The 17,558-nt window shown below is 65.6% G+C and carries 17 protein-coding genes; 7 read left to right on the plus strand and 10 right to left on the minus strand.

The annotated features are described in order from the left end of the window. Window positions 1-252 precede the first annotated feature (252 nt). The gene (locus ACQP2T_RS56585) at window positions 253-942 is read left to right on the plus strand and encodes a hypothetical protein (protein WP_433512975.1); all 690 of its coding nucleotides are present in this window, start codon (window positions 253-255) and stop codon (window positions 940-942) included. Between the two features lie 94 nt (window positions 943-1,036). Here the strand turns inward: ACQP2T_RS56585 and ACQP2T_RS56590 are convergent, their stop codons facing one another. Further along, complete coding sequence (locus ACQP2T_RS56590; RefSeq protein ID WP_433512976.1) at window positions 1,037-1,711, minus strand: hypothetical protein; 675 nt, start codon at window positions 1,709-1,711, stop codon at window positions 1,037-1,039. A gap of 391 nt (window positions 1,712-2,102) precedes the next feature. Between ACQP2T_RS56590 and ACQP2T_RS56595 the strand changes: the two genes are divergently transcribed. Both ACQP2T_RS56595 and ACQP2T_RS56600 read left to right on the plus strand, forming a co-directional pair. Further along, a complete protein-coding gene (locus ACQP2T_RS56595; RefSeq protein WP_433512977.1) occupies window positions 2,103-3,098 on the plus strand; it encodes an aldo/keto reductase in 996 nt (331 codons plus the stop codon). A 32-nt stretch (window positions 3,099-3,130) separates the two neighbouring features. After that, window positions 3,131-3,982 carry a helix-turn-helix transcriptional regulator gene (locus tag ACQP2T_RS56600; RefSeq protein WP_433512978.1) on the plus strand — a complete coding sequence of 284 codons (852 nt, stop codon included), beginning with the start codon at window positions 3,131-3,133 and terminating at the stop codon, window positions 3,980-3,982. A 277-nt stretch (window positions 3,983-4,259) separates the two neighbouring features. On the opposite strand, the gene ACQP2T_RS56605 is transcribed toward ACQP2T_RS56600, so the two are convergent. The 5 genes from ACQP2T_RS56605 to ACQP2T_RS56625 all read right to left on the minus strand — a co-directional run bounded on the left by ACQP2T_RS56605 (window position 4,260) and on the right by ACQP2T_RS56625 (window position 9,306). Beyond that, complete coding sequence (locus ACQP2T_RS56605) at window positions 4,260-5,537, minus strand: Fic family protein (protein ID WP_433512979.1); 1,278 nt, start codon at window positions 5,535-5,537, stop codon at window positions 4,260-4,262. A gap of 310 nt (window positions 5,538-5,847) precedes the next feature. Further along, a complete protein-coding gene (locus tag ACQP2T_RS56610; protein WP_433512980.1) occupies window positions 5,848-6,471 on the minus strand; it encodes an AAA family ATPase in 624 nt (207 codons plus the stop codon). 107 nt (window positions 6,472-6,578) lie between these two features. Further along, complete coding sequence (locus ACQP2T_RS56615; protein ID WP_433512981.1) at window positions 6,579-7,430, minus strand: aminoglycoside phosphotransferase; 852 nt, start codon at window positions 7,428-7,430, stop codon at window positions 6,579-6,581. 12 nt (window positions 7,431-7,442) lie between these two features. After that, window positions 7,443-8,396 carry a radical SAM protein gene (locus ACQP2T_RS56620; protein WP_433512982.1) on the minus strand — a complete coding sequence of 318 codons (954 nt, stop codon included), beginning with the start codon at window positions 8,394-8,396 and terminating at the stop codon, window positions 7,443-7,445. Window positions 8,397-8,841: 445 nt separating this feature from the next. After that, window positions 8,842-9,306, minus strand: a complete 465-nt coding sequence (locus ACQP2T_RS56625) for an ATP-binding protein (RefSeq protein WP_433512983.1) — start codon at window positions 9,304-9,306, stop codon at window positions 8,842-8,844. Between the two features lie 480 nt (window positions 9,307-9,786). On the opposite strand from ACQP2T_RS56625, the gene ACQP2T_RS56630 reads away from it, so the two are divergent. The 3 genes from ACQP2T_RS56630 to ACQP2T_RS56640 all read left to right on the plus strand — a co-directional run bounded on the left by ACQP2T_RS56630 (window position 9,787) and on the right by ACQP2T_RS56640 (window position 11,224). Then, window positions 9,787-10,638: a helix-turn-helix domain-containing protein gene (locus ACQP2T_RS56630; protein ID WP_433512984.1), complete on the plus strand. Its 852-nt coding sequence runs from the start codon at window positions 9,787-9,789 to the stop codon at window positions 10,636-10,638. 13 nt (window positions 10,639-10,651) lie between these two features. Then, window positions 10,652-10,864: a DUF397 domain-containing protein gene (locus ACQP2T_RS56635; protein WP_433512985.1), complete on the plus strand. Its 213-nt coding sequence runs from the start codon at window positions 10,652-10,654 to the stop codon at window positions 10,862-10,864. A gap of 81 nt (window positions 10,865-10,945) precedes the next feature. Further along, window positions 10,946-11,224, plus strand: a complete 279-nt coding sequence (locus ACQP2T_RS56640; RefSeq protein ID WP_433512986.1) for a hypothetical protein — start codon at window positions 10,946-10,948, stop codon at window positions 11,222-11,224. Between the two features lie 164 nt (window positions 11,225-11,388). Here ACQP2T_RS56640 and ACQP2T_RS56645 read toward each other — a convergent pair whose 3' ends face one another. The 3 genes from ACQP2T_RS56645 to ACQP2T_RS56655 all read right to left on the minus strand — a co-directional run bounded on the left by ACQP2T_RS56645 (window position 11,389) and on the right by ACQP2T_RS56655 (window position 12,931). Then, on the minus strand, window positions 11,389-11,745 hold the full coding sequence (locus tag ACQP2T_RS56645) for a hypothetical protein (protein WP_433512987.1): 357 nt from the start codon (window positions 11,743-11,745) through the stop codon (window positions 11,389-11,391). A 258-nt stretch (window positions 11,746-12,003) separates the two neighbouring features. Continuing rightward, the gene (locus ACQP2T_RS56650; protein WP_433512988.1) at window positions 12,004-12,219 is read right to left on the minus strand and encodes a hypothetical protein; all 216 of its coding nucleotides are present in this window, start codon (window positions 12,217-12,219) and stop codon (window positions 12,004-12,006) included. A gap of 145 nt (window positions 12,220-12,364) precedes the next feature. After that, window positions 12,365-12,931 carry a hypothetical protein gene (locus ACQP2T_RS56655; RefSeq protein WP_433512989.1) on the minus strand — a complete coding sequence of 189 codons (567 nt, stop codon included), beginning with the start codon at window positions 12,929-12,931 and terminating at the stop codon, window positions 12,365-12,367. 677 nt (window positions 12,932-13,608) lie between these two features. On the opposite strand from ACQP2T_RS56655, the gene ACQP2T_RS56660 reads away from it, so the two are divergent. After that, entirely contained in the window at window positions 13,609-13,809 is a 201-nt protein-coding gene (locus ACQP2T_RS56660; RefSeq protein WP_433512990.1) for a hypothetical protein, read from the plus strand. A 724-nt stretch (window positions 13,810-14,533) separates the two neighbouring features. Here ACQP2T_RS56660 and ACQP2T_RS56665 read toward each other — a convergent pair. Continuing rightward, window positions 14,534-17,497: an ATP-binding protein gene (locus tag ACQP2T_RS56665; RefSeq protein ID WP_433512991.1), complete on the minus strand. Its 2,964-nt coding sequence runs from the start codon at window positions 17,495-17,497 to the stop codon at window positions 14,534-14,536. Between the last annotated feature and the right edge of the window lie 61 nt (window positions 17,498-17,558).

Genomic DNA, 17,558 nt, shown 5'->3' on the forward strand with positions numbered 1-17,558 from the left:
GGTGGTGCGGTGGCGCGGTGGCGCGGAAAAGAAGATCTTCTCCGTCTCGGCCCGGGAGGGCGGTCCGGCATGACGGCCGCGCTTCGCCGCACCTTAGTCGCTCAGGAAGTCCTACCGGCTTACCCAGACCCGGGCCCGTGCCGAACAACCTAGCCGATCACCATCACACCCCTACCAGGCCAGGCCAACGTCACGCTCATTTGTACGGCCAACATGTATCGCACGATACATTTGCGGCGTACCATTCGATACATGGATGATGTTGAACCGGCTCTCGCCTTCGGTGATCCACACCAAGCCAAGATCCTTCTTCATGCCTATGTCGAAGCTCAGCGCGACCTCGACGACCGTCGCGACCCCTTGGTGCGGGGCGCTTTGGCCTCCGGGGTCGACCCCTCCGAAGTACACGAGATCACCGGAATGTCCCGCTCCACCATCGACCGCATCCTGGCGCCCATGGCGCGCCGCGCCTATCGGCAAGGCGACCGTGACGCCGTTCTGGTCGCGGACCCATCCCCGCCGGCCAACGAATACGCCTGCATCCTGCGCGCTCGTGCCAAGCAGCTCTGGGACACATCGCCGCAGCAGCCCGCATCTCCCAACCCGGGCTCACTGATCGACGATGAATTCGCCGGGCGTGCCATGATCTACCGCGGCACCGCCAAGATGCTAAAAGGCGCCCCTCCACCCAACCTGACCGAGGACGCCTGGCTGCAATCAATGGCCGCCCGTTTCCGCCGAGCAGCGACCTCAAACCACACCATGGCATCCCCATCCGCTCGCGGCCAGGCCGAGGGACGGACTTACCGGGAGACATACCTCCAGATGGTCCGTGAAATCACGGCAATTCGTCGCTACGGTCAAGCCGCGCTCGATCCCGCCACCGGCGTGTTCAGCGCGGAGGAGATCGCCACCGTCCGTGACCTAAGCCACCCAGAGTGACGCTGCGTGCTGCCTGCCACTGAGGAAAGCGGGCGCGGCCCGCGCCACTGCGGCGGCCGGTGGTCATTCTGCCCGACTGGCTGTACGGCACTGACTAGGCATCCTTGAGGCTGCCCGAGAGGCTGCGGCACATCCTGTCGGAGCTGGCCAGCCAGACGACCCTGAACTGATAGCCCTGGGTCTCCCGGAGCACGCTGTCGGCGCAGAACTTGGGTGTCGGCGGGCCCTCCGCCCGCACGCCGAAGTCCGGAATGAAGGGCACCTGCTTGGCCAGCAGGCAGATCGCATCCTCCGCCAATGCCTGCACGTCGCCTCGCACCACGGCCACGACGCCCAGCGACCAGTCGTACTCGGGATCTTGGTAGACCGAGACCGCCAGGTGGTCGTTCTCGTACGCGCAGTCCACAGCATCTGCCACCAGGACGACCTGCTCGGCGAAGGTCCTCAGCCCCGTGCGGAAATTGCGCAATTGCACCTTGCTGGCCATCTCCTGTTTCGGGATGGCATCGAGCACGAGACCGAGGAAGCCGTTCAAGCCGAGGCAGGGGTTCGTGGCGATCCGCTCAACGCCCTCCGGCGAGGGCAGCAGCGAGCGGGTGATCGGCCCGGCCTTGGGGCAGAAACCCTTCTTGGCCGGTGGCGGGTTCTTGGGTTGCGCCTGGGCCGGCTGATCGGCGCTGGCCTGATCACCTGGGAACTCGCACCCGGTGAGGAAGCTGAAGGAGAGGATCGCGATCAACAGCCCGCTGACAACAGAGAGACGATTCATGGAATCAAGCGTGTGATTCCGATCGCCGGATCGTCATGAGTAGCCCCTACTCGAACACGTAGCGGTCGCTATTGCGGTGACCACGAATGTTCGCCGAGGGACCGGCGGAGACGTGGTCTGACAGGTCCTGTTTCAGCCCCGCCGATGCTCCTAGCCTCGAAATGCAGCGACCGTGGGTGTACGCCGGGCAGCCCGTCTACACGCCACCCGGCGAGGAACACTGGCACGGGCGCGACAACCGACGACTTCATGGAGTATCTCGCCATGCTCGAAAGCGGCTGCGAGCCATCGACCGCGATCCGATGGCTCGAATACGTCACCGATGAGTACACCCACCGCCCATAACCGATGACGGCGGCGCGCTCACACAACCACGCAGAAGGAAGACACTATGAAGACGCGAACCCTCGGTACCGGCGGTCTCGAGGTCTCGGCGGTCGGGCTCGGCTGCATGAGCATGACCGGCGGCTACGGCGGCCGTCCCGACCGCGACCAGATGATCTCGCTGCTGCGCAGTGCCGTCGATCGGGGCGTCACCTTCTTCGACACTGCCGAGGTCTATGGGCCGCATGTGAACGAGGAGGTCGTCGGCGAGGCACTCGCCCCGTACCGCGGGCAGGTCGTCATCGCGACCAAATTCGCCCAGGACATCGATGCCGACAGGCGGCAAGCGCGGGGCCGGATGCTGACGCCCGACCAGTTGCCCCAGGCGGTGGACGGGTCGCTGCGCAGGCTCGGCGTCGACACGATCGACCTGTACTACCAGCACCGCATCAACCCCGGCGTCGCCATAGAGGAGTACGCCGGAGCGGTCAGGGAGCTCATCGACGCCGGCAAGGTCAGGCACTACGGCTTGTCCGAGGCCGCTGCCGGCACCATCCGGCGCGCGCACGCCGTCCAGCCGGTGACCGCGGTTCAGAGCGAGTACTCGCTGTGGTGGCGGCGCCCGGAAGAGGAGGTCCTCGACGTGTGCGACGGGCTCGGCATCGGCTTCGTTCCCTACAGCCCGCTCGGCAAAGGCTTCCTGACAGGCGCCATTGACCCGTCCACCCGCTTCGAGGAAGGCAACGATCTGCGCGCCCAGATACCCCGCTTCAGCTCGGAGGCACTGAAGCGGAACGTCGCGATGGCCGAACTGGTCAGGACAGTTGCCGCAGACAAGGGCGTCACACCGGCTCAACTGGCGCTGGCCTGGCTGCTCGCCCGCAAGCCCTGGCTCGTGCCGATCCCAGGCACGACCAAGCTGCACCGCCTGGAGGAGAACATCGCGGCCGCGGACGTCACCCTCACTGGCGACGAGCTGGAAGAACTGACCCGAACGTCGGCCGCGATCGAGATCGAGGGCGGCCGTTATCCCGACTTCCTCGAAGCACAAACCAACCTGTGACCGCCCACCACGAACCGCCCTAGGGTAGAAACATGGAACCGCGCTCGGAAATCACCGGTTTCCTCACCTCGCGCCGGGCCAACCTGACCCCCGAGCAAGCCGGCGTGCCGCTCTACAGTGGCAAACGCCGCGTGCCTGGGCTCCGGCGAGAAGAAGTCGCACAACTCGCCGGCGTGAGCACCGACTACTACGCCCGGCTCGAACGCGGCAAGATGGCCGGCGCCTCCCGCGAAGTGATCGAAGCCATCGCGCGTGCACTGCAACTCGACGAGGACGAACGAGACCACCTGCTCAACCTCGTCAAGCTCACCCAGCGACGACCCGCTCGCCCCCAGGCGTCCCGCCGTACGGCGATTCGAGCCGGCATCCAGCGTGTTCTGGACGCGATCGACACACCGGCCTTCGTGCAGAACGCCCGACTCGACCGGCTCGCGGCCAACCGCGTCGGACGAGCCCTCTACTCCCTGCCCGAAGACGGCTCCCGTGACCAGTACAACTACGCCCTCTATCTCTTCCTCGACCCGAGAGCAGCAGACTTCCACCGCGACTTCGAAACCGCCAAACACAACGTCGTCGCGCTGCTCCACGCAGCCACCGCCCGCGACCCACACGACAAAGAACTCATCAACATCGTCGGAACCCTCTCCACCCAAAGCGAAGAGTTCCGCGGACTGTGGGCAGCTCACGACGTCTTTCGCTACCGCTCCGGCGCCAAACTCCTGACCCACTCCATCGTCGGTGACCTCGAATTCGGCTACGAATCCTTCGAACTATCCACCGACCCGGGCCTCGTCATGCTCGTCTACACCGTAGAACCAGGATCACCAACAGCCGAAGCAATGAGCATCCTCGGCAGCTGGACAGCACCAACGACGGCGACGTAGGCATCCAACTGCGCATTGGCGGCAGCTTGCCGCTGCGGGTCGGCCAGTTCGGGGTACAACCGGCGCGCTTCCGCTTCAACCTCTCCTCAACACGGTGGGCACTCGTGATCACGAGCAAGAGGCTGCGTCTGCGGTCGGCTGACCGGAATGCCCTGCCACGACAGGGTGATGTACTCGGGCATAAGCGTTACCAGCTCTCGCCCATACGAACACTTAGTTGTTAACCGTTCGCATGGACAGCGCGACGGCCTCCCAAGGGCCGGGAGGCGTGACCGAGCTAACCCTCACCCCTGAGTCCGGTAGGGGCTGGACGCGCGGGCGGCGCCTGCCGCGTGTCACCCAGAGGGTTGGCGAGTGCTCGCTCGAATCCGGTGAGGGCGTTGATGAGGTCGGGCGCCTCGAATGCCCGGTTGCGTCTGCCGATGGTGGTCTGTCGGAGTATGCCGACTGCTGCCATCTGATTGACAGCGTCATTGGCTCGCTGACTGGATCTTCCGATCAGGTCGGCGGCAGTGGCCACCGTGAGCACAGGAGCGGAGGGAAGCACTCGCAGCAAGAGATCGACGGAAGATCCCGATCGGACGCTCCCCAGTTTCCGTCGCCAATCCGTTTCCAGAGCGTCGAGGTCCGCACCGAAGCGATCCGTATCGACGATGGCACGGGCGGTGTCCACGGTGAATCGATCTATGCACACGCCCATGGACTCCTGGGCCTCCGGGGAGTCGGCGGCTCCTTCATACCGATATGACGTGAGCGCGGAGATATAAGCGTCAGCGTGTGAGGCCAGGATGAGGCTGATCGGAGGTACGAAACGGGGCGCCAGCCCTCTACGCCGAAGGATCAAGTGGATGAGCGCCCGTCCAGTACGGCCGTTTCCATCAACAAACGGATGGATCGTCTCAAACTGCGCGTGCGCGATAGCCGCTTGGACAAGAGCGGGGTGTTCGTCCCCCGATATGTACGCGCACAGGTCTTCGAGGAGCGAGTGCACTCGGTCCGGCGGTGGCGGGACGAAGTCGGCAGTGCAGGGCGACATTCCGGTTCCGCCGACCCAGTTCTGCTCGGTTCTGATCAGCCCACCGAAGCGTGCGTCCCGGGTCCCGTTGAGAAGTCGCCGGTGCAGTTCCAGCACGTCGTCGAGGTGTATGGCTGGCGCGTCCGCGAGTCCGAGGGCTGATTCCATTGCCCGGACATTTCCGAGGACGGCGTGTGCCGTGTCGTCGCGCATCTCTATGCCCGTACGTTCCGCCACATCGGCCTTGGCCAGACGTCGCACGTTGATCTGCAGGCCTTCGATGAAGGAACTCGCTACGGCCTCGGCCCGCAGGAGAAGCCTGGCCAGGGCTTCAAGGCTGACCAGAGGACGTTCGGAGGTGTTCAACTCCATGAGTCGGCGTTCGACGTCGTTCACGTCCGCTGCGCGCTGTCCCTTGAGGATCAATGGACGGCCCAGCAGAGGATCGGGAACATAGGCTCTGTAGCCGCAGCTCTGACGTTCCGCTCGCGTGGCGCCGTTAGGGGTGCCCTGCCACGACAGGTTGATGTACTCGGCCACAAGCGTTACTACCTCTCGCTCATACGAACACTTAGATGTTAACCGTTCGTATGGGAGCCGCCAGAGAACACTTACGAAGTGCGATAGAGGCTGCTGCGCGCCCGATCGGTAAACGATCTTGCTGCTACATGTGCTCGGCGAGCCGCGGAGATACTTCGGCCGTGGAGACGAGCGTGAGGGCGGACGAGATACGTCAGCGTCGGTCGCACTCACTACGTTCGCCCTACGGGTGACCTACGGTCATGCCGCCAGCCCTGACGCTCCCGACCTCATGAAGGCGAGCAGGGCCGCAGGTCGTCCGCTCAACGTCTCAGTCCTGATCCAAGGCGTACCTCAGATAGAAATCGGGTTTGGCGAGGAATCGTCGCCAGTGGTCCACCAACTGGAGCTTTTCCCAGTCGGTCGTGCGGATGCCGTGCTCACCGAGTTCGATGACCTGCGCCCCCGGAAGGCTGGTGAGAATCGGTGAGTGGGTGGCGCAGATGATCTGCCCGCCTTCGCCGGCAACACGGTTCATCAGGCCGACCAGACGCACGCATGACTGGAACGACAAGGCGGCTTCGGGTTCGTCCATGAGGTAGAGCCCCGGCCCCGACACCATCCGCTCAAGAACGGTGAAAAAGCCTTCCCCATGGGATTGCTCCGTCAGGTCGTCCTCCCAGAACCCATATCGGCCAGACACGTTCTGCCCCAGGTTGAAGAGCGTTTCGGCGCGGAAGAAGAACGCCCGCCGCTTGAGGCGAGGACCGTGAAGCAGCCGCAGCCCTGTTGAGGTGAGGTCGGCGTCAAGGACCTCCCCCAAAGGGGTAGCGGGTCCGGTGCTGGAGTACTTAGTACCGGCTTTGCCGCCCTCCGAGTTGAGGCCGCAAACATCGGCGACCGCTTCCATGATGGTGGACTTTCCGGAGCCGTTCTCCCCGACGATGAAAGCCACAGGGGCGGCAAGCTCGAGACCTCGTTCCGCCAGGTGGCGAACAGGCGGCAGCGTCGCGGCCCAACCTGGTGGAAGGCTGCGAGCAGTCAGCTGAGTGAGCAACACGGCTAGTGCCTTCCTGCGGGCTGGATCAGCCGGGCAGCGTACGCGCGTACCGGACTGACAAGGGTTGGGTAGTCACCACTCCGGGCGGCACGATCGAGAATATGCGCCGCAGCAGACAGCTGCGCCAGACGGCCGGTCGGGGCGTCGAGGACGTCGGCGAACACATCGTGGACCCGCGCGGCTATGGCGGGGACCACGAAGCTGTGCAGATAGAGAACGGCGGCACCATATCCAGCGGGGGCGCTTCCCCAGTGCTCCCAATCCAGCAGCCACAGGCGAGGTCGGGTGAGGTTGGCCCAATGCAAGTCGGTGTGCTCAGTGCGCAGAATCGGGGTCTCGGGCAAATCGAGCGGTCGGCCGTAGAAGGCTTCAACGCGTCGGGCCAGCGCCCACGGGTCATGATCGCCTCGCGGGGTGGGATGCATGGCAAGCGCATCGACAGCAGCACGCAGGTCCGTCCACCAGGACGCAGGCAGAACTGGAGACACGATCAGTTCTGGAGAGGGGGAGCAAGGCGGATCAGGCACGTAGGTCATCAATTCGACGTAGATGCACACCGGCCCCTCGTCCCACTCGGTACGGGCAATCAACGTGGGTTTGGGGACATCACTGATCGATGCGGCGTCTCGATTGCCTGTCCAGGCTGGGCCGTGCGCCCAATCCTGGTGTTCGGCGGTCGCCCGAAGCCAAAACCGATCGTCTTCCGACAGGGAGGCCGACCCGATCGTTCGATCATGCCAGCCGAACACCGGCTCCCCGGTCAGAGTAACGCCGAGGCGGTTCGAGCCCTCGGCGAGAACGCGGCGCAGAAAGGCACGCTGCCCGGACTCAGGATCGCGGTGTCGGCTGGTCATGTCGGTCCGTACCTACTTCTTGTCCGGGCGGCACTTGTTGGGGTCGCAGTTCATTACAGGCTTGCAGTTCTTATCGCGTGGCGGGCACGGCCCGCAGTTGTAGTTCGGCAAGCAGTTGTCCGCTGGGCGGCAGTTATTCTGTGGCTGGCACGAGGGGCTACAGTCTGGGCTGCACGGGTCTGGCCGGCATGGCCGGGCACGCGTCCCGAACTCCTCTCGCAGTTCGCTCGCGATCTGGGCGAACTTCTCGCCGGTGACGATACCCGGCAGGGATGTCTGTCGGACGTTACCGACAGGCAGCCAGCGGGAGAACACGCACGGCCACACCTCGCCCGTGGGTGAGATGGCGACCCGCCGGTCTCCGCAGTTGCCGCAGAGCTGATCGACGCCCGGTCCGTTCTCCCGTACGCCGCGCCCGACTTCCCGAAGGTTGTCGTAACCGATCTCGGCAACGCCCAGCCGTTCCAGTGAGGCGATGGCCTGGCCGGTGCGTTGCCCGTCGAGAACCCCGATCACTCCGACACGAAGCGGGATGCCCAGCTCCTGCGCGCGGACGATGTTCTTGGTCGTGGCTCTGAGCGAGGGTCGCTTGGTGATCGCCTCGTGTTCGTCGGACCGGTCCGAGTAGTAGGAGGTAGCCAGATGGACCCCCGGCAGTCGGAAGGTCTCCCACAGCTCCGGTGTGACATGGACGAGATTCGTATAGATCTCGACCTCCATGCCAGCGCTGAGCGCGTGCTGTACGAGCTGGGGCAACGCCGGATGCAGGGTTGGCTCACCCCCGATGAACTGCCCCATCCTCGCGCCCGCCTCGCGGGTCTGGGTGATGACGCGCCGCCAGTCGGCCACGCTCAAACTGCCGTGAGTTCCGTCGGGCCCGGACGAGGCATAGCAGTGATCACAGGCGAGCTGACACTTTCCCGTGATCTCCCACCACGCGAAATCGAGCACATCGAGTTTCGGCACAGTACCTCCTACGGTTTCCAGCAGACCGGACAGGACCGATGGGATTGAAGTCACGACTTCCAGCGATTACCAACTCCCCATAAGCCTCCCGACTCGCCCTTTTGCGCGCTTTGTTGCATATAATTTTCGCTTCATCGGACATGACAGAGAAGCAGAGCGCTCCACATACTGTCCGCTACATGGATGGACCAACGGTCGCTCTCGTGGGCGACCGTCCGCCCGCCCCGACGATCGGTCCTGCGAATGAACCGCAGCCCGCCGAGCGCGATCAATTCATAAACGACCTCATCGCAGTCGCAGGTCCAACGCAGGACCCGGCCATCCGGCTCGCCGCCGCGTGGCGGGTTCCATGACAGCCGCTCGTAATGCGACGTGACAGCCGACACGTGAGGCGCCATGCAGCGAGGAGGGAACACCTCTTGACCAAACACCCAACTCACCGCCATCACCTGGGACCTCTGAGTACGACTTCGCTCATCGCGCGCTCTTCGACACAGACGGGAACGACCGGACTCGTAGGCACCTCCGCCCAGACCGTGAGATGCCGACCGCCCGACCGGCGCACACCCCATGAGGCCGCGACATGCTCAACCAGCCTCAGACCCCGCCCACGAGAAGCCAGGCCATCAGACAGACGTGGACGCGGAACCGTGTCCGCCCCGTCATCGGTCACCTCGATCCGAGCCAGGTCGGCACCGAGGCCGACAACATCCACCGCGACGAGACCACCGCTGTGACCCGAGGCAGTGTGCTGAATGGCGTTCGCGGTCAACTCGCTGACGATCAACCGCGCGCATTCCACGTCCTGGTGACCCGCACCCGAAAGGATCGCTGCGACGATGCGACGAGTCACCGGCACCACCCACGTCTCACCGGGGAAAACCATCTCGCTCAGAAACCGCTCCGTCACTGCGTCTCCTCCCAGACCCGTGCAACCGCGTCCTCGTCGTACGCAGCCACCCACCGACCCCGACCATGACCCCAGGTGAAGACCCAGTCCTCACCTCTCAACGCAGCCCGCACCCGCAAAGCCCCCCGCGCCCGAGGAATGGAGATGAACGGCTCGTCCCTTCGAGGCCACTGCACAGCCAGCGCCACCCCGAGCTGGGACAGATCCCACATCAGTCGCATTAAGTGAATGAACCGTTCCTCATCGTGATCGAAGTACCGCATGCTGATGCCTCCCTTCGAGCGACCGCGTCGACTGACTTGATCTCGCCCTGTTCGATGCCTTGCCCGTATAGATCGCGCGAGTTCATGAACTCGGCTGCTCTGCCCGCTGAGGAGGGAACATGTGGCAGGCTGCTTATTTCCATGATGCACATGAACCAGGGGAAGCTGCAACCGTTGCACGTGCATCTCGCTATCGGAGTTCGGTAGCCTTGCTCGCATGCCCCAAAGGCACCAGACGCCGACGGTCCGCCTGAGACAGCTCGCGAGGGCGCTCCGCCAGCTCCGCGAGAGTTCCAACCTGTCGCGCGAGGGGGTCGCGGAGATCACGTCCATGAACCGAGCGACCCTCTACAGGATTGAGACGGCCCAGGTTCGACCGCAGGTTCGCACACTGAAAACGTTGATGGACGTGTACCAGGTGACCGAGCCTCGGCGGACGGAACTGCTCACCATCCTCAAGGCGGCGAATGAGCAGGGCTGGTTGCAGACTGCTGTGGATCTGCCCGAGCAGTACGCCACATACATCGGGTTCGAGGAAGAGGCCCAACGGATACTCAACTACGAGTCCCTGTTCATGCCTGGCCTACTTCAGACCGAGGAATACGCAAGGGCGGCTACGGCTGGAACCGGCCCAACGCTTCCGAAGGACGAAGTCGAGAACCGGGTTGTCACCCGTATGAGCCGCCAAGAGCGTCGAGACCCACCGTTGGTCGTCTGGGCCATCATCGATGAAGCCACGCTACATCGGCAGGTGGGGGGCCCTCGCATCATGCGTGAGCAGCTACAACGCCTGATTGACGTCAGCTTGGAACCCCACGTCACGTTGCAGGTGGTTCCGTTTGGAGTTGGCGCGCATCCGGGCATGCGCGGCTCATTCGTGATCCTCCAGTTTCCGGAGGAACATAATCACGATGTCGTCTATATCGAGACGAGTACAAGCGATCTCTTCCTGGAGAGCCAGGAGGATGTAGCACGATATAGCCTGGAATTTGAGCATCTTCGCGCAGTATCGATCAGCCCTGACGCAACACGCGATCTTATTGCCGACGTGCTCTCGAACATGAAATGAGAGGAGGTGCGGCGTGGAAAAGAAGGATGTTGACCTTTCGCAAGCTCAGTGGCGCACTAGCAGCCTGAGCGGAACGAACGGCCAATGTGTTGCCGTTGCCTTCGTTGATGGTTGTGTGGCGGTTCGTCACTCCAAGAACACGGACGGCCCTAGCATCATCTTCACGGTTGACGAGTGGCGAGCCTTCACCGGAGGCGTGCGACTGGGCGAGTTCGATCAGCCTTAAGTCACCTAACAGCGCTGCCCGGTCCCCATAGCGATTCCTCCGAGGGGGCCGGGCATCTGTCTGTCTATGGGATGAAGGTCGATGTGCTTCGTCCACTTTGCCCTCGGGCCAGGGCTTTACCAACGCGCTCGACGGGGCAGACGCGACCCTGACACCACCCAGCAGACGGCCACCCAACTCCAACAGATCTTCGCCGAACTCCTGGCCCATGCTCAGGAGGCAGGCGTGGCGCGGACCGATGTGGACAGCCAAGACGCACGAGTCATCGTCCTGGCCGCAGTCACCGCAGAACGCCGCCGCGCCAACCACACCAGACCCGGCCACCTCGCCGACCTCGTGCTGGACAGCCTGCGCCCCTGACGCGCTCACAATCGACGCCCACTCCCGCTCCCCCTGCAGCCGCGGCCGGCCTACTTGCCCAATGCGACCCCCAGCTATAGCCAGCGGATGATCAAGGTGGGTGTGCCTGAAAGCGTGGAGACAGGCCGACAGAATGCCGAGCCCGAGATGGACCAAGCGGTCGGTCAAGGATGGTAAAGCTGGGCCAGCGCAGTGATCTCCGCGCCGACGGCGGGGGTGGCGCGGGCGACCCTGAAGTTACGGAAGTAGGGGTCAAGCCCGCCGCGCTCCAGGCTCAGCCGGGGCTTGGCACGCAGCAGTGCCGCGAATTCGACGGCACTGTAGTGCACGGGTACGGGGCCGTCGCTCATGTCGATCAGGACGACCGTGGCTTGCGAGGCCAGGCGGTAGGTTCTGGCGGCGCCGGAGGCGGGCAGGTAATAGCCGTCGTTGTCAACCTTGAGGCCGCAGACCAGGATGGACGGCCTGGCACTCAGCACTGCCCGCCCGCCCTTGAGGGAGACGCGGCTGATGCTCAGCACCTCGGGCCGGGAGACCCGGTGTTCACCTGGGCGCTTGCAGACCTTGGGACGGGGTGGAAGTTCGACGGCGGTTGGCCGAGGGAAAGCCGACAACGCGGAGGCCGACGATAAGGAAGCCGTAGCGGGGGCGGGCTGTGTGGTTATGGGCTGCTGCGGCGGCGCGGCCTGTGCGGAACCGCCGACGGCCGCCAGCGCGGCCGCCGACATTGCGATCATACGCAGTGCACGCATAGCGTCCCCAAATCCCGATGGTGCTGATCATGGGTGTTCGACGATCAGCACCATCGGGAAGTTCACGCCGGGATCAGCGTGAGGAGATTCAGCGCGAGACTCGCGCAGCTCGTCCAGATGGTGATCGGCGACGTAGGCATCCAACTGCGCATCGACGGCAGCTTGCCGCTGCGGGTCGGCCAGTTCGGGGTACAACCGGTGCGCTTCCGCCTTGACCTCACTCCAATTGCGTCCGGGGCTCATGACTTGCCCTCCCACTTCGCCTCAAAGGTTGCCCCTGTCTGCCGGGTGGCCCATCGGGGTGCTGTCTCGCCCCCCATGCGCTGGAGGTGGTGGAGCTGTCGGGCCGCCAGGGGCGAGCCGGAGGCGGCCCGACAGTCGCCGAGGTCTAGCCGGCGATCCTGGCGTATTGGTAGCGGGTCTGGCCGTTTTCGTCTCCGGAGTGCTGGCGGCCGACCATGACTTCGTAGTCGCCTGCCTTGGAATGGCTGCTGCTTTCCCTCTGTCCGGGGGTCCAGCGGTAGGAGGTCAGTTCGACGGTCCGCCCCCACGCGCTCATGCTCGCGATGGCGTAGCGCGTGGGCCCGTTCTCATCGCCGGAATGCTGCCGGCCCACCAGGACCTCATTCTGCGGCGCCACGAAGGACGAGTTGCTCTCTCGCTGGGCGTCGCTCCAGGACGGCGCGCCAATCTTGACGAGTTGCCCATCAATGAGGATCAGGCCGCAGTAGTAGGTGGTCTCGCCGTTCTCGTCCCCGAAGTGGGCGCGGCCGAGCAGGACCTGATCGGCCGGGCAGGCGACGGGGATGCCGGCCGATTCCCTCACCGTCTGGGTGTAGCCGTCGATGATGATGATCTCCGCCGCGTGGGCGGCGGTCGCTTGTGAGACTCCGGCGATGGCCAGGGTGAGTACGGTGCCGGTGAGGGCGGCGAGGGTTGTGCGGATCTGTCGCATGGGGGTCTCCGGTGCCGACTGGCCACGTCTATGGTCAGTCACATATAGTAATTTGATAATTACAATAAGTGACATCATCTCAGCCGTCGAGCTCTCGCAGGCAGCACACGTCGCCCGTTAGCGCCCATGGTCTGACCGTGGCGGAGCGTGGGAGCGCGAGGGCTTGCCCTCGTATAGGAGGGGCCGAAGGCCCCGGGGAGCACGCCGAAGGCCCATCGGCGCGAAGCGCCCGATCGGCGAGCCCTTGCAGTGCGCGACAAGCGCCAAAGGAAGAACGCCGAGCTTCCCATGCGCGAAGCGCTGACTGCGAGCCCTTGCGTCCCTGGTCTGGATGACGGGCTTGTCGGCATCGCGGGTGCACGACTCGTACCCGCACGCCACGCGCGTGCAAGGTTTTAAGAGAACCCAGAGACCTCACTCGTCCACCTCTCTGGCCTCGGCAACGCAGCGTGGCAACGTCGCGCCACGTAGAGCGATCAACCAGCAGCGCTACCTCAGCCAACGAGCAGACGCCTTTTTTGGTCCTGAGGTCGTCCCGTCTCTTCTCAATACGATCTCCCTCCAGCAGCTATTCTCACGGTATGAGTGCTCAGCCCCTCCGCCCGCACGTTCCTGGCGAGCCCAGGGTGCCGCGTACCGTCGATGGGATCGCCGCAGCTCTCCAAGGCGGTCGACGGATGGAGTTCTATCGCGAACTTGGCACGGCACCGCTGGACCAAGCCGAGGCGGTCCTGCGCCGTTGGTGGTGCGAGGCGATGCTCGACACCGATCCCGAGGCCGATGAGATTCGCAAGGCCGCGCTGGAGGGCACCTTGCCTGTCGCCAGCCTCGCAGACATCCTTGCTCGCCGAGAGCAGCAGGGCCTGCCCCTTGAGTGAGCCCGAAAGGGAGGGGTGGCCCTGCTATTTCTCCGATGGAGTTGCGGAGCTCCTGGCCGACCCTCAGATCAGCCCAACGTTGTTCTCGGCAGTCGTCGCATTGTCCGTTGAAATCAACGAGACGAGAGGCGACGTCTCCGGACAGACCGCCTCTGCCCAGTGGCCACAACAGCGCAGAGTTCCACTCGGCAAGAACGGGATCTTGGGCGTGGCCGAGTACGTCGTCGTTGCAGACGCAGCTGAGCCGCACTGCGTCATCACCCGTATCCAGCTGTATTAGCGGGCGCCGTCGGCCGCAGATCAGTCCTCGACCTACCTCATCGAACTGGTACATAAAATGCGCTGGCACCCGAGTCTAATTGGGGCCGACTACGAATGATCATTGGGCGAGTGCGTGACGACCTCTGCCTGATCTTCAAGACGATCATCGCCGAATCGGACTGTCCTATATGTGATGGTTAATTTCCTAGGTTCCTCGCCCATGATCTAGCCGTGGCGAAGCGTGGGAGCGCGAGGGCTTGCCCTCGCATAGGAGGGGCCGAAGGCCCCAGGGAGCACGCCGAAGGCCCATCGGCGCGAAGCGCCCGATCGGCGAGCCCTTGCAGTGCGCGACAAGCGCCAAAGGAAGAACATCGAGCTTCCAAATGCGCGAAGCGCCGACTGCGAGCCCTTTGTGACGAGCGCCAGACGAGCACCAAAAGAAGATGCGAGCCCTTTGTAAAGCTCAGCCCGGCTCGGCGAAGGAGAGCTCCGGGGCGCCGTCCCGGTCGAACGGCAGCACGAACCGGCGCGGCCAAGACAAAACGCCCTCCAACCACCCCGCCCCCATCGTCTGCCCCACATGCCGCAACCGCGACGACGGGTCGACGCCGATCGCGACTGTGCTGATGTCGCGCTGGACGCCCTCGCTCTCGTCGTCCCCCAGAATGACCCGCCAAGCCAGCGCCCGGTTGTGGTCGACCTCCATCGACAGCGGGTGGTGGCGCAGGGCCTTGGCGCGGTGGCCGAGCAGTTCCGATTGCAGGAGTTCGGCCGAGCTGCCGTTGGGCGCGTTGCGGAACAGGGCGTACTCCATCGGCGGTGCCGGGCTGCGCAGGTTCGGGGCCGGCTGGCCGTACGGGAAGAGTCTGTCGACCTCGTGCAGCCAGCGCACCTGCGGGATGACCCATGAGGCGCCGGGGCGTTCGCCGCCGCTGTCCACGGCGGCGAGCAGGCGGGTGGCCGTCTCGGCGGCCTTCTCGGTGAGCAGGGCCGGGTCGAACCAGCTGCGCAGCGACCAGGCCCGGCGCTGCACCGAGCGTTCGATCAGGGTGGCCAGCAGGCACTCCCGGCGTCTGGCGGGCAGTTCGGACCAGGCTGCAGTCAAGGCGCGAGGTACGCCGGGCAGGGGCCGGTTGCTCACGAAGGCCAGGACGACCGTGTCGCACCAGATGCGCAGCCAGGCCCAGTCGGGCGCGTCGGCGAGGACGTCGGCCTCGCGGAGTTCGACCAGGGTGCACGCCTGGCCGGTGCGGCACTGGGCGCCGCAGGCCGCCGATCTTCGGCCACGGATCGGCGGGGGCGGACCGGCCAGGAGCTTCTCGCGCGACTCCCCCAGCGGCACTCGGACGCGCAGCGGGCGGTCCATCCCGTCGGCGAACACCGCCGCGGAGCCCGGTTGCAGGGAGACGACGTGGCGGGATTGTTCCTCGCTGAGGTTCATGGCCGCGCCGACGAGTTGCCGGTCGTCCTCGGCGGGGAGCCGGTGGACGACCTTCAGCGCGGTGTTCTTGACCACGTCGGTGACGAGCTTGGTGGGGATCTGCTCGGCCACCACGATGCCCTCGCCGTACGCCCGGATCTCGGCGAGCATGCCGGCCAGCAGTTCGACCGCGTGGGTGGAGGCGCGGCCGGTGCCGCGGTCGCGCAGCAGCCGGTGGGCCTCCTCGATGACGATGACGTGGCGCAGGCCGGTGGACTTCTCCTGCCGGGCCCGCATCCGCAGGTGCTCGACGATGCGGATGATCAGCGTGCCCATCAGGAACGCCTTGTCCTCGTCGTTGGCCACGTCCTCGATCGCCAGCACCACGTTGCGTTCCAGCAGGCCGCCGATGTCGGCCGGGTGGCCGCCCTCGAAGAAGCGGCCGGCCGAGCCGACGCGGAGCGAGCGTAGGCGCAGCGAGATGAAGCCCTCCACGTCGGCCTGGACCTCGCGACCGTAGCCGATCTCCTGGATGACGTCCATGGCGTGCTGCTGGAGCAGTTCGAGGGTCGGCACGCTGGGCGGCACCTTGGAGCCCGGTACGGCGCCGCCGGTGACCACGTCCCAGCCGGTGGCCTCATAGACGCGCTGCAGGGCCAGCGACATGATCTGCGGGAACGGCTCCTCGGCGTCGAAGGCCGCCATGAACAGCGCCCTGACCATGTCGATGTGGGCCTGGACGGGGTAGCCGGGCTCGGGTTCCAGCGGGTTGATGCTGAACGGCACACCGGCAGGGGCCGACGGGTTGATCACAGTGACCGTGCTGGGCTCGATGCGGCCGGCCATGGCGGCGTACTCGGACTTGGCCGGCTCGATCGCCAGCCACGGGATGCCGGCCCCGCTGAGCTGCTCCAGCAGGTGCCTGACGGTCTGCGACTTGCCCGAGCCGGTGGCCCCGGTGACGAAGGCGTGCCGGTTGAGCGTGCTCAGCGGCACCCGGAAGGAGCCGACGCACCGGTCCTGCCCGTCGAGGATCTCCCCCAGGTCCAGCTCGCCCTCCTCGGCCTCGGAGGTCACGTCGAAGAACCCGGAGTCGAGCACCCGTACGCCCGGCACCTCGCGCCTGGGCAGCCCGGCCAGCGCCGCGAGGGCCCCGGCGGTCGCGGCGAAGGGCGCGGCGGCGCCGTCGGCCGGGTCCTGCATGGTCAGGGCGAGCGCCTCCGACAGGCCGTAGACGGCGCCCTGGGCGCTGCGCAGCCGGTAGGGGTGGTGGCTCATCTCGACGGAGCCGACCAGGACCGGTGCGATCTGCCGGAGTTCTTCGGCCGTGGCGCCGCCGGCCAGCACGCGTACGTTCCAGAGCCCCGCCTCGCGGAAGGCGTCGAGCTCCTGCATGCGGCGTTCGGCCCGCTCGGCGTCGAACCTGCTGCGCTCGGAGGCGTCGCCGTACTGCCTGAGCACGTTGAGCTGCGTACGCAGGTGCGCGACCTCGGCGTCGAGCAGGTCGGTCGGCTCGGCCACCACCAGCCACGCGAACGGCCTCGACATGAGCGTGACCAGCGTCGCCTCGAACAGCGTCGGCCGCTTCAGCTCGTCGGGTTCGAGCCCGCCGAACTCGCGCCGGCCGCCCAGCGGCGGCGCCTGCCGTCCCGGGCACGGCGTCCACACCAGGTCGGCGAGGTCGGCCAGGTATTCCTCGTCGAGCTGCACCCCGCGCGCCCCGCCGGGGAACAGCAGCGGTTGCGGCCCGGCCGGCGCCCCCGGCGCGTCGGTGGCGCGGCGCGGCTGGCGCGGCGGCGACAGCGGCCCGGCGTTGGTGATGAGTTCGAGCGGCGCCCCGGAGCCACGGGAGAGCCACCCGATGACGAACGGCCGGTCACGTTGGGCGGCGGACAGCACGGCGGGCAGCACGGTGACGAAGTCCCACTCCGCCGACGAGCTTCGCGAGGGTGCCGCGATCGACTGGATTCGGTACCAGGGCCCGCTCAGCGAGACACTCGGCTGCATTTCATTCCCCCACAGACGGTTGCTAGTAAAATCCGCCTACCGTCAGCGCGCCACGTTGACA

The sequence above is a fragment of the Nonomuraea sp. CA-143628 genome (assembly GCF_050942315.1).
GTDB lineage: Bacteria > Actinomycetota > Actinomycetes > Streptosporangiales > Streptosporangiaceae > Nonomuraea.